Consider the following 13,441-nt stretch of genomic DNA (forward strand, 5'->3'; position numbering starts at 1 on the left):
TATATTCTGTTTTTTATCCTATTTCTCGAAAAAATTAGCCAGTAAAATCTTTGGGGATCGAACACCAGCTTTAACTTCACCACTCGGTAAGACAATCATATCATCCCATACAACAGCTGTTGTTGTCACCGGAGCACTGGAAGGAAGCTCCCCGGTCTTCTTCCATTTTTCATAGCTCAGATCATAACGCCAGATCTCCCGTCCAAATCCGGGGTGATTTCGCTGCAGTTGATTTTTAGCCTGGGTCAACCGCTTTGCTTCCTGTCGATCAGATGCGTGCTTGGCTTCAAAGATTAAAGTCTCAACACGATGAAAAGTAGTTCCACGGTCTGCGCTTAGCAGCCATAATCCATCGTCCGGCAAAATACAGGCAACAGCAGCTGCGGCCTTAAAAGGGATCTCTGTTAGCTTTTCCCAGTGCCTCCCACCATCCGAAGATTTCAGTACCTCTTGATACAATGTAGAGACAGCATCCTTGTTAGCCTTCCTTCCTCCTACGGCGATTAGATTATTGGATTTGTCCGTAAGCAATTGTAAATGTGAGACTGCGTAAGGTAGTGATCCGACCCGTATCCATCCTTGGGCAAGATTCTCCAGATCAAGTTGCAATACCTGGTCTGAAACACCGTCTTGACATTCACCGCCCACAACAAAGAGTTTATTCCCGATGTGTGTCGCCCCCATATTGGATAATTGAAACGGAAGATCTGGATACCTCAAAGCTGTTATTTTCTTGGTATAACTATCGTATTGAATCATGCGACAAGCACTTGTCTTCCCTTCTTCCGCTTCACCACCAATAACAAACAGCCCGTTAGGCAAGCTCAAATTTCCACCATACGCAACAGCCTCCGCAATCGTATCTCGTGCCACCAGATGAAGTGCCTCGCCATCTCTTGAATAAACAAACACCTCCTTTTGGATCTTTTTCACACCGCCTTCCCAAGGCGGTAAATCCGGAAAATTAGCTCCTCCGCCAATGAGTAAATAACCGTTAGTGAGACCGACAATTGGACCAGCAACCCCAATGGAAGGCTTCCCATTTTGCATCATCGGCAATTCAATAGAATTATGCCATTCCAAACGGCCTACCTGTCCATTAACACTACTTGCAAACAGTATTCCCACGAAGATTCCCATCCAATTTTGTTTCGTCATAATTATTCATTCTCGAATATCTCGTTAGCTATTCCTTGTAATTTCATCATGGGAAACCTATATTCCCATGATGAAATTCTTATTTGTATTAATGCACACAAAACTCCTGAAAACCAACCTTGTCCACATCCGTTTTAAAAACTTCAAATTGTTCGGCAGACATATTTTTTACGGGCAAGCGAAATTCGCCACAATTTAAACCGATTAATTTCATATATGCCTTTCCTACCGAAATACCGCCATACTTACCTAACAATCTGATCATATCAATTGATTGCTGCTGTAAGGAATTGGCCTTTTCAAAATCCCCTTCATTATACGCTTCGATCAAGTCCAGGTATAAAGGAGCTGCATAATTATAAGTACTCCCTACAGCGCCAGTATTACCCAATACCAAGGCGGACAGCATATTTTCATCTCTCCCCCAAAGCATATCGTATTTTCGATTAGCGTAATTCATACAGCTCAGAAAGTCCATGAAATCTTCATGTGTATATTTAATTCCCCTGAAATTGGGTATTACGCCATCCACTTTTTTCAATAGGTCGATCATTTGAAAATTTCCACCTGTCAATACGGGAATATGATAATAATAGAAAGCTGTATTGGGTGCCGCACGGGCGATTTCTATACAGCACTTTGCCAACTGATCTACATTTGCAGGTTTAAAATATGACGGTGAAGTAAAAGACACGACATCTACGCCTGCCTGCTCCGCAAGTTTTGCCAATTGTTGACATTCTTTGATGTTTGTTCCCCCTAAGAGCATCATTAATGTAAATGCCGGGTCTTTCTTTGTCAGTTTGGCCCAAGCCGTCATCACCGCGACTTTTTCATCAAATGTCAGCGATACGCCCTCTCCGGTCGAGCCACAAATAAAGGCACCCGACACCCTATTTCTCTTTAGCATTTCATAATAGGATGGAATCAACTCGAGATTCAGTTCACCGTTTTCGTCAAAAGGAGTAAATGGCGCCGCAATTAATCCCGATATTTTTTGATTTAGCATATGATAATTTATGTGAATAGTTGAAAAATACCTTCTTTCAATTTACCTGTTTAAAATTGAGATAGGCCATTATTGGTTTAAGTTCCTTTATATCCAGGGTTTTGCTGATCATTTAATTGGGGATCTTCTGTCAAAGTCTGTAAATCGATCGGCCACAAAATTTTATGTTTTTGTGCATCATTGTTATCCAAAACTCCGACCAAATTCAGATTTTTACGAAACACCAGTGGCAAGCCATTTCCATCCTGCATTCTCCTTAAATCAAACCATCGCTTACCTTCGGACACAAACTCCTTTGTACGCTCGTAGAGAATCGCGATCTCGTTAGCTTCAAAGCTTCCATTGTGAAACAATGGAGCTTGCCCACCATACGCACGGTTTCGAACAGCCATAATTTCGGCGGTAGGATCCTCACCCAATTTATTCTTGATCTCTGCCAATAATAAATACGCTTCTGCCGCACGATAAATAGGATAGTCATCCGAATAGTTACGTACCCCATCAATTAAGGTACCCAGGAACTTTCTAAAGACAACAGCGGATGTGTTTCCCTTATTAAAGTTTAAAAAACTAGCATTGGCTCTGGTATCCCCTTTTTCAAATAATCGGTACAAATCCATTTTATACTCGTAGCGGATTAATCCCGTAGATCCCGTTTGCAGTGGATCTTTAGGAATCACTTGGCCATTATCGTCCATGTACCCGGTAATATCATCACTGGCGGCATAAATAAAGTTATTAAAAAAGGAAGTAGCCTCACCATTTAAATAGCGGATGACAAAAATCATTTCCGCATTCCCCTTCATCGTTGGCATGCTGGCGGACTTAAACTGCTCAGCAAAATTATTGACCAGATTATATTTAGGAATTACTTCTTCTACGGCAGCTTTCGCCAACTGCAAATCTGCGTTGGTATTTTTGGGAGATTGTTCATCTATGTTCACTTTTGCAGACCACAGATAAACCTCCGTTTTTAACATTTTTGTTGCGGCCAAAGACCATTGCGCTTTCTGATTTTTTGTCTCATAATTTCCCGAAAATGATTTCTCAGATTTATCTATCTCTGATTTGATAAAATCAAAAGTCTCTTTTTCGGTATCAGTTCTCGCTTTATAGGCCTGGTCGGCGGAAGTTGGCGTATTTACCGCAGCTTGAGGTTCCGTCACTAATGGTACCCGTCCAAAGGTTCTGAACAGATAAAAATAGTAAAATGCCCGCAGCCCATAAGCCTGCCCCAAGTAATACCCTTTTTGAGCATCGGTCAAATAATCCGCTTTCTCAACCTGGTAGATAAAATTGTTGACCTGGAATATGGTGCCGTACAAGCCCGCCCATCCGGTTATGCCTGGTGCGCTTTCCCGAATATCTTGTGTAATTATCCCCGCAGAGTTCAGGGATGCGGTTCCGGTAAAACTGGTACCATCCCGTAATGTTCCAGCCCGCAGTTCGCCCAGGCTCCATAAGTTCTGCTGTTGGCTACGTAATTGACTATGTAGCCCCAACATCGCTCCAGCAACCTGGTCATTATTTTTCCAGAAACTTCCACTTGCAAAATAGTCTTCCGGCGTAATTTCCAGATCAATTTCTTTGCAAGATGTAAAAACCGCAATGATTACACAGCAATAAACAAATATCTTTTTCATAATTTAACGATTAAAAGGTTAATTGAAGGTTAAAAATAAACGTCTTAGGGAGAGGATATCCACCACTGTTTTGCTCTACTCTACCGCTTTCAGCTGAGAACAAAGTATTCTTTGTCCAATAATGAAGATTTTGACCTGTCAGTGAAATGCGCATGCCCTCCATTTTGATTCTTTGGGCAATGCTATTTGGCAGTTTATATCCCAAAGAAATTTCACGTAGTGCCAGATAATCCCCCTTATTGTAAAACATACTGCTCTCACGGCTGGTGTTGTTCTTAAATAGCTGATCTGCCCAATAGTAGGTTGGATATTTAGCATTTGGGTTTTCCGCAGTCCAGGTATCGAAAACTGCATCGGTTGTATTAAAGGTACCTTGCATCATGCCCAAAAACCAGGCTCTAGGCCCATCATAAGCGACAAAACCCAATGCATAATCCAGTCTTGTATATAGGCTAAAGTCCTTATAGTTTAATGTTGTTCCAAAACCACCCGTCCAACGTGGAACAGTATTTCCCATATATACACGGTCATACGAATTGATTATTCCATCGCCATTGACATCTTTCCACATGACATCGCCCAAAGCGAGCGGATAATACAATTTCTTCTGATCCTCTGGTAGCCCATTAAAGGCATCCGGGTGAACCAGTGTTCTCGCTCCGATCAAATCTTTCAATTGACCAGCATACCGGTCTAAATCTGCTTGGGTCCGGATGATTCCAACGGCTTCGTAAGCATAAGCAACGTTCGGATCTTGACCTTCCTGGGTTCCACCTACCCAAATCAATTCCTTTGAACCGGGATCGTAAACCTGGATTCCTCCCTGACGATTATTAGCCACACCATTGTAAGGAAGTTTTAGTACTTTATTTTTATTATACGCAGTATTCCAGTTAAAGCTCAAATTCCAATCTTTGTTGCGTAGTATTTGGTAATTTAAATCCACCTCAACACCTTGGTTGGACATATCTCCATTATTGGTCCGAATTGTCCGGAAACCTGCCGATTGCGGCAGGGTCAATGTCGCAATTTTATCCTTTGTTGTTCTATGGTAATAGGCTAAGCTCAGATCCAAGCGGTTAAACAATCTGGTCTCCAAACCAATCTCTTTCGTCTTCAAGCTTTCCCATTTCAGATTAGGAATGGACAAAGATGTCATTGTATAACCTACTGCACCATCGTATTTTGAACTTCCATAAGCGCCTTGTAAAATATACGAATCTCTTGTAGTCTGGCCTTTGAATACAGCATCGACATTCCCATTTTCACCATAGCTCGCTTTTAATTTCAACGTATTGACGGAGTTGCCCGAACCTATATAATCTTTAAGAAATTCTTCATTATGCAAATTCCAGCCGACAGAAATTCCCGGAAATGTTCCCCAACGGTTTTTCAAAAGGGTGGAATATCCATCGCGGCGAGCGGTTAATGTCATCAGGTATTTTTGTTGATAATCGTAATTGACACGGCCAAAAAAAGAGGTGATACGCTGACGATCATGATAAGAATCAATGCTTCGCTTATTCGCGTCCGGACTGGTCAATCCCAAATCCATAAAATCATCTGTGGGTGCGCCAGTCCCCGAAGCGGAGAAACTTGTGCGATAGGAATCAAAAAATTCAGAACCCAACATCGCGTTGATATGGTGGTCTTCACCAATGCTTGTATTGTAGTTCAATACGGCATTGTAGGTTTGATTAAAGTTTTTGTAATAAGATGCGCCCGAATTACGGGTTCTAACGTAATTCCCAGGGCTTGCCAGATAATCGCGGTTAAACGACTCATTTGTTTCTTGGTTAAAAAACCAGTTGCCGCTGACCCTTAAGCTCAGATTATCCAAAAAATCTATTGTGAAAGCCTGTCCCAGGGTTAGTTTTTGATTGATATTCTTGCGAATAAATTTGTCATCATTGACGAGCGGATTACCATCCTGCCAATCACGTCCCACCAGCAGGTCCCCAGTCATATTAGTACCGCGCATCGTTGGTGGCGCCCCCAAGGCTCTCGTCATATAATTTCCTTCGCCATTGATTGCATCTCGCCATTTGGTATAGGAGAAATTCACATTCGAATTAGATTGCAACCAAGGTTTAATTTTGTAGTCGCCATTTAAAACAAAGGTGGTCCTGTCATAAAAAGTATTGATGGGCAATCCTTTCTCATTATATTTTCCTACACTGGCATAGTAACTTCCCTTTTGTGTTCCCCCCTGTAAAGCAACATTGTAATCCTGCGTTAGACTATTATTCCGTAATGCATAATCTTCATAATCAAAATCTTTAAAAATCAATTCTTTACCTGTTATGGGATCATTCATTGTCTGCCATCCCTGCTGCAGCAATTCACGATTACTATCATCCAGATACATGGTGCTCCACACAGCGTTACTGCTGACATTACCATCAAGATAATTTCCCTGGTCATCCTTAAATTTGTTGCCTGTTCCAAAAGGCCCCACAGCTGACAACTGATTCAACTGATTTGGCTGGTAGATTCCAGAAGTTTGCACCCCTTTTCTTGACCAGTATAAATAATCTTTGGCGTTTAGGAAATTAAAAGGATTATTCAATTTATTGATACCGATTTTCGACTGAACAACGATATTGGACACGCCTTCTTTTCCACGTTTTGTTGTGATAAGAATTACACCATTAGAAGCTCTTGCGCCATAGATGGCAGTAGCCGAGGCATCTTTGAGCACATCTATTGATTCTATGTCATTTTGGTTGATATCATTAAATCCATCCCTGATGATACCATCGACGATAACCAAAGGAGTACCGCTACCATCATAATCAGTCCCACCACGTAAGACAATCTTAGGAACAGCCCCGGGTCTTCCGGAAGTTTGTTGCACCCTGATACCAGGTACGGTACCTGCTAAAGCAGCGGCAGGATTGGAACGAACGCCAGTCTCTAGCACCTTCTTATCGAGCCTACTTACGGAACCGGTCAAATTGGATTTTTTTATTTTACCATAGCCCACCACGACGACTTCGTCCATCTGCTCTGTACTGGGTTCTAATTTTATGTCCAATAAATTTGTCTGTCCGACTTTCACTTCAAAAGGCTTGTATCCTGTTGATGTAATGACCAGAACCGTGTTCGGACTTGTACTCACAGTGAACGTTCCATCGGCATTTGTTTGTAAGGATTGACCTGATCCTTTGACTCTTACGGTGACTTGCCCCAAAAGTTCCCCAGTCTTTGCATCGGTAATTCTCCCCTTTACCGCGTGGTCTTGGGCTTGTGCCAGAAGCAGATTACCTGTCAATATAGACAAGGCTAAAAGAGATCGTAATTTTAGGTTTGAATACATATTGGTTTTGTATTAAGTATTACATATATACAAATATATAGATTAAAAAATATTAAAAACAAATTTTTATAAACTTATGTATAACATATTATTAACTTTTATTAATTATCTTTGTCTAAAGGCGTCCAATGCGCCATGGGAATATATATGGAATCAAACTCTTCGTTAATAGAACATCTTAATACCCTCGATACCTCTTCATTGGTAGACCGTGCAGAAAAAGAAATCATCAATCTGTTTGTCAATCAAGGGCTGAAGGTTGGGGATGCATTACCCAAAGAAATAGAATTAGCAGAAACACTTGGTGTAAGCCGTACGGTTGTTCGTGAGGCGATGTTGAGATTACGCATGGTGGGCTTAGTTGAATCAAAGAAACATCGAGGCGCAGTACTTACAAGCCCTGATCTTATAAAACCTTTGCGGAAATCACTCTACCCGACAATTATGGAAAATAAGACCTTACAAGATCTTTTTGAGATGCGTATGGTATTGGAAGTCGGTATGGCAGATATATTATTTGAACATATAGAGGAAAAAGATATCGAAGAACTGGAAGCTATTGTCGCAAAAGAGCCTGTTAATTCAGACAATACAATTTTTGATATTGAAACAGAAGTTGCCTTCCATGGAAAACTTTACGAAATAACTGGTAATACTATTCTCAAAGATTTCCAAAACATGTTATTACCTGTTTTTCAATATGTACACATTAGTGGCTTATTAACCAGTCCTAGCGAATCAAAAAGTTTTATCTCCCATCGTGGATTAGTAGATATATTAAAAGTTGGCAACGCTGAGGTCTTTCGCAATGCGATGCGTAAGCATCTGGATAATCACTATCAAAGACTTTTTTTATATAAGAAATCTGTTGGATAACTACACTTATTTTTATCTTTTGGAAATAAGGGTAAAATGTCAACAAACTTTTTCATGTGCTATAACTTTCCCTTTAAACTATTTTATGTAACACATAATAATCATTAACTTTATAATTTAACCCTAACCTTAATAGATCTGTTAGTGAAACTGAAGACACTCTTATTCGCATTAATTACGCTGTCATTATATAAATATTCTTCAGCGCAGAAAAGGCCCAACATCATCATTATTATATCTGATGACCACGCCTATCAGACCATTAGCGCCTATGGATCAACTTATGCCAAAACGCCGCACATTGACCGTATTGCGACTGAAGGGGCAATTTTCAACCATGCCTATGTGAACAACTCCATTTGTGGTCCTGCCAGAGCCACACTGTTGACGGGCAAGTATAGCCACAAGAATGGATTTAAGGACAATGAAACTTCCGAATTTGACTTCAATCAAGATTTATTTGTCAAACAGTTACAACAAGTGGGTTATCAAACAGCCTGGGTCGGCAAGATTCATTTGGGAGAAAAGCTTCAAGGGTTCAATTATTATGATATTCTCGTGGGGCAAGGCACCTACTTCAATCCAGATTTCATCAGCAAACAAGGGCGCAAGCGCACGGAAGGGTATGTTTCGGATATTGTGACGGAAAAATCGATCAATTGGCTGGATACGCTAGATTCCAGTAAACCCTTCTGCCTGGTCATCGGCCATAAAGCTACTCATCGTACATGGATGCCCGACCCCAAGGATTTTGGCGCCTATGATTCGATGAATTTTACTATTCCATCAACATTTTACGATAATTATCAAAGCAGACAAGCTGCCGCTTTACAGGAAATGTCCATTGACAAAGATATGAAGATGGCCTATGACCTCAAAATGTTCAACTCATTGGAAGATATGATGAACGATGGAAATTTCAAACGAATGAACCAAGAGCAAAAAGATCGCTATATTGCCTATTATCGACCAATCTACGAACAGCTCAGAAACAGTAAATTGACTGGAAAACAGCTTGCGGAGTGGAAGTTTAGACGCTATATGATCGATTATCTCAATACCGCACAGTCAATGGATCGCAACATAGGCAAAGTATTGGACTATCTGGATCAGAAATCACTCATCCAAAATACCATCGTGATCTATCTTTCGGATCAGGGCTTCTATATGGGCGAACATGGTTGGTTTGATAAGCGCTGGATGTATGAAGAGTCTTTCCGGACCCCCATGTTAATGCGTTATCCTCCGTTGATTAAACCCGCAACAACAATCGGGGCAAAGTTGGTGAACGCTGATATAGCGCCCACTCTCCTCGAGTTGGCAAAGATCAAAAAGCCTAGTGATATGCAGGGAAAATCATTCGTTCATGTACTAAAAAACACAAAAGAAGAACATCGCAAGGATCTATATTATCATTATTTTGAAAATGGAGAACATGCGGTGAGCCCCCATTTCGGTGTCAAAGATGATCGCTACAAGCTGATCCGATATTATAAACGTGTCGAAAGCTGGGAACTCTTCGACCTCCAAAAAGATCCGAATGAACTTCAAAATGTTTATAAAGATCCCACCTATCAACGTATAGTTACCCGAATGAAACAGAAACTTATGAAACAAATCCGGCAATTTGATGATAAAGAAGCTGAAACAATTTATAAGGTAGACATTGACTGATAAAAGAAACACAGGGTATCCATAAACGAGATACCCTGTGTTATTTCAAGCCTTCATACTTATTAATCCACAAGGAAATTCCCTCTTCCGCTGTATTGTTCGTTGATTATTCCTAGTCTCGACCTTATAAAATAAACAGTTGTGCAGCAACAAGAAAGTACGGCATATGCATCAACTTATATACCCATAGTGATACTTCATGAATACTTAATCTATACTGTATCTATACGACAACGGTGCCTTGTAAGTATTCAATAGGAGTAATTCCATCAAGCCAATGAATTTACTTTGCTGTAAACCTATTTAGTCTCTATTCCATTGCATTTACTATAACCATCTCACTGGCCAAGATGTTTATTCTGAGCATTCTGACCAAAGAATTACAAAAAAATAAAAAATAAAGTATAGTTATCAGGTGGATTTTATATATTTGCATTAACATTTTTTAACACATGAAAATCAGTGCAATACATATACCTGTAAAACGAATGCTTCTAGGAGATGTTTTTCAGATAAATCCAAACAATCTCCTATAACCACAAACACAAAGATCCACTCATTATTATTACCAAATTAATATGGCAAAAAACAACATAGATTTTGTCGTACTGGCAGCGCTTTGCTTAAGCACGGGCACGCTCTACGCACAATCCACCATAAAAGGAAAAGTAGTCGACAACAACAACGCCCCCATCCAGGGTGCAACGATTACAGAGATAACAAGTAAAAAACAGGTACAAACGGATGTAAATGGCCTATTTGAATTGCCATCAAATGGTAATTCTATCAGTATCCAAGTTCAATATATTGGTTTTGATTCCAAAACTGTCCAAACCAATCCCAGCGGACTTACCACAATTCAACTTTCTCCTACGAGTTCCCAATTGGATGAAGTTGTTGTAACCGCCCTGGGTATTTCGCGCGAAAAGAAATCTTTAGGATATGCAGTCCAAGAAGTCAAATCTGTTGAACTTCAAACACGTCCTACGAATGCCCTTAGTGCACTTTCTGGAAAAGTAGCAGGTCTTCAAGTGACTACTTCAGGAGGAAATATGGGCGGATCCAACCATGTTTTGCTTCGGGGTATCAATTCAATTGCGGGAAATAACCAACCGTTGTATGTTGTTGATGGTACTCCAATTGATAACACCGATTTAAACTCGTCATCTACCATAAACGGAAGCGCAGGCAAAGACGTCGGTAATATGATACAAGATATCAATCCTGACGATATCGATAACATCTCCGTATTAAAAGGTCCGTCGGCTGCTGCCTTGTATGGTTCGAGAGCCGCTAATGGTGTTATATTAATTACCACAAAGCGTGCATCAAAGGGGGAAAAGATAGATATTTCTTTAAACACTGGTGTTGATTTTGAGAATATTGTCCGACTTCCAAAAAGACAACATTTATACGGTCAGGGTTACTCTACTGCTTTCCAAACGCAAAATATCAATGGTACAGAGTACAAAATCGTAGATTATGCTGCAGATGAAAGCTGGGGGCCAAAATTGGATGGAACACCTGTCCTCCAGTGGTATAATCTCAATCCCGAAGACGCGGCAAATTACCTCAAACCTTCACCTTGGCTTTATCCCAAAAATGATGTCAGTTATTTCTTTCGGACTGGCGTAGCCAATACCAATAATTTTGCTATCGCCGGCAATAGTGGAAATACAAATTACCGATTTTCCTACACGAACAAAAATGTAAAAGGAACAACTCCGAATTCTAGTTTAGGTCGTAATACGTTTAACTTTTCCGGAGGAACACAACTGGGCAAATTGAAAATCAATTCTAATTTCAACTATATCCGTAACGCATCCGTAGGCCGTCCATGGACAGGTGCATCCAATAGAAATATTATTCTCGAGGCGTTTCAATGGGGAGCAGTACAAGTGGATTATAAGATATTGGAAAATTACAAACGCGAGGATGGAACTCCATTAGCATGGAACCGTACTGGATGGCAAAATACACCTACAGCAGAAGCAACGCGCTTTATCGATAACCCCTATTGGTCTGCTTACGAGTCTTATATGGAAGATAATAGAGACCGCTTTTATGGAAATATTGGCTTACAATATGACTTGAATAGCTGGCTTTCTTTAGGAGCTAAAGTACATGGCGACATTTATTCGTTCCAATCTCAGGACCGTATCGCTGTATATTCTCGCAGCACTTCACAATATGAAGAGACAAGCAATAAACTGAACGAATATAATTATGAATTTTTAGCTACAGCAAAAAAAAGCTGGGATAAATTCTCACTTATTGGAAATATCGGAGCCAATCTTCGTGACCAGCAGCGCAAGCAAGATTATGCTATTACACAAGGAGGTCTAATTATTCCAAATTATTACAATCTAAAAAATGCCAATGCAGTCAAAATTGACAACTTTAAATATCACAGACGCATTGCATCTGTTTATGGAAGCTTTTCTTTAGGATATAATGATTTGCTTTACTTAGATGGAACAGTGCGTAATGACTGGTCTTCAACATTACCAACAGATAACAACTCTTTTATATATCCTTCCCTAACAGGTAGTTTTGTCTTTAGTCAATTAGAAGCATTCAAACAATTAGATTGGCTAAGTTTCGGAAAAATACGCTTAGGATGGGCCCAAGTCGGGAATGACACAGATCCTTATCAACTGTATAAGGTCTATGAACCCGAGCAATCGTATGAAGGGCAAGCTTCATATGGCCTCCCGAGTATTAAACCAAATGCTAATTTAAAACCTGAAATCACCAGTTCTTGGGAAACAGGTCTGAACGTGCAATTGTTCAAAAATCGCTTAGGATTTGATATAACCTACTACAACAATAATTCTAGAAATCAAATCCTTCCTGTTCCTGTTTCCTCGTCTTTTGGATACGCAAGCAAAGTATTCAATGCTGGAAAAATTAATAACAAAGGTCTCGAAATTGTTCTTAATGGTACGCCTATCAAAAATGAAAACTTTACTTGGGACGCTACAATAAACTGGGCCAAAAACAAAAACAAAGTGATCAAATTAGACGATCAGGTAAATACATTGAGTCTAAGTAATTCGTTAGTTGAATTAGTCGCACGTGAAGGCGAGTCCTATGGACAATTTTTAGGCTATGACTTTGTATATGCGGCAGATGGACAACGCGTTGTTCAGGCGGATGGAACTTACATGAAAACCTCCCAATTGGTACCCCTGGGATCTATTCTTCCTGATTTCACCTTTGGTTTTCAAAATAGCTTCCGCTACAAGAACTTTAGCTTGGGATTTTTGGTCTCAGGTCGTGTCGGTGGCAACTTCTTCTCCCAAACTTATAAAGTCGGCATGTATTCTGGTATTCTGGACAAAACCGCGGCCAATAATATTCGTGAAACCGGAGTTGTCCTTGACGGGGTCAAAGGAGATGTCACCTTTCATAGTGACGGAACTTACGAAGTGAAAAATACTGTACAAAATACAACAAATATCACTGCACAGCAATGGGCGCGAAATGAATACAATGGTCCGACTGCATTTTCCATTTTTGATGCCACTTATGTTAAACTGAGAGAAGTAACACTGGGCTATAATTTCAAATTAGTCAATACCAAGGTCATTAAAAATATTGGTGTTAATGTTTATGGCCGTAACCTTTGGAATATCTATACCAAGAGTAAATACATTGATCCTGAATTCACCTCCAGTGGCGGTAACGTACAGGGTATCGAAGGCGGTGCTATTCCATTACCTGTTACCTATGGTTTTAATGTGAATCTTAAATTTTAAA

At 40.1% G+C, this 13,441-nt stretch carries 7 protein-coding genes; 3 read left to right on the forward strand and 4 right to left on the reverse strand.

Going from position 1 to position 13,441, the window contains the following annotated elements; translation table 11 throughout:
* Nucleotides 1-18 precede the first annotated feature (18 nt).
* From ACK8HY_RS10700 to ACK8HY_RS10715, 4 genes are all read right to left on the reverse strand, one after another.
* Entirely contained in the window at nucleotides 19-1,158 is a 1,140-nt protein-coding gene (locus tag ACK8HY_RS10700; RefSeq protein WP_416133624.1) for a hypothetical protein, read from the reverse strand.
* An 88-nt stretch (nucleotides 1,159-1,246) separates the two neighbouring features.
* A complete protein-coding gene (locus ACK8HY_RS10705) occupies nucleotides 1,247-2,167 on the reverse strand; it encodes a dihydrodipicolinate synthase family protein (protein ID WP_077438732.1) in 921 nt (306 codons plus the stop codon).
* 77 nt (nucleotides 2,168-2,244) lie between these two features.
* The gene (locus ACK8HY_RS10710) at nucleotides 2,245-3,810 is read right to left on the reverse strand and encodes a RagB/SusD family nutrient uptake outer membrane protein (protein WP_416133625.1); all 1,566 of its coding nucleotides are present in this window, start codon (nucleotides 3,808-3,810) and stop codon (nucleotides 2,245-2,247) included.
* Nucleotides 3,811-3,820: 10 nt separating this feature from the next.
* Nucleotides 3,821-7,129, reverse strand: a complete 3,309-nt coding sequence (locus ACK8HY_RS10715) for a SusC/RagA family TonB-linked outer membrane protein (protein ID WP_416133626.1) — start codon at nucleotides 7,127-7,129, stop codon at nucleotides 3,821-3,823.
* A 147-nt stretch (nucleotides 7,130-7,276) separates the two neighbouring features.
* Between ACK8HY_RS10715 and ACK8HY_RS10720 the strand changes: the two genes are divergently transcribed.
* From ACK8HY_RS10720 to ACK8HY_RS10730, 3 genes are all read left to right on the forward strand, one after another.
* Nucleotides 7,277-8,005, forward strand: a complete 729-nt coding sequence (locus ACK8HY_RS10720; RefSeq protein ID WP_077438786.1) for a FadR/GntR family transcriptional regulator — start codon at nucleotides 7,277-7,279, stop codon at nucleotides 8,003-8,005.
* A 144-nt stretch (nucleotides 8,006-8,149) separates the two neighbouring features.
* Nucleotides 8,150-9,679: a sulfatase gene (locus ACK8HY_RS10725; RefSeq protein ID WP_416133627.1), complete on the forward strand. Its 1,530-nt coding sequence runs from the start codon at nucleotides 8,150-8,152 to the stop codon at nucleotides 9,677-9,679.
* Nucleotides 9,680-10,257: 578 nt separating this feature from the next.
* The gene (locus ACK8HY_RS10730) at nucleotides 10,258-13,440 is read left to right on the forward strand and encodes a SusC/RagA family TonB-linked outer membrane protein (protein ID WP_416133628.1); all 3,183 of its coding nucleotides are present in this window, start codon (nucleotides 10,258-10,260) and stop codon (nucleotides 13,438-13,440) included.
* Nucleotide 13,441 lies beyond the last annotated feature (1 nt).

The sequence above is a fragment of the Sphingobacterium sp. NGMCC 1.201703 genome (genome assembly GCF_047784615.1).
In the GTDB taxonomy this organism is placed as follows: Bacteria; Bacteroidota; Bacteroidia; order Sphingobacteriales; family Sphingobacteriaceae; genus Sphingobacterium.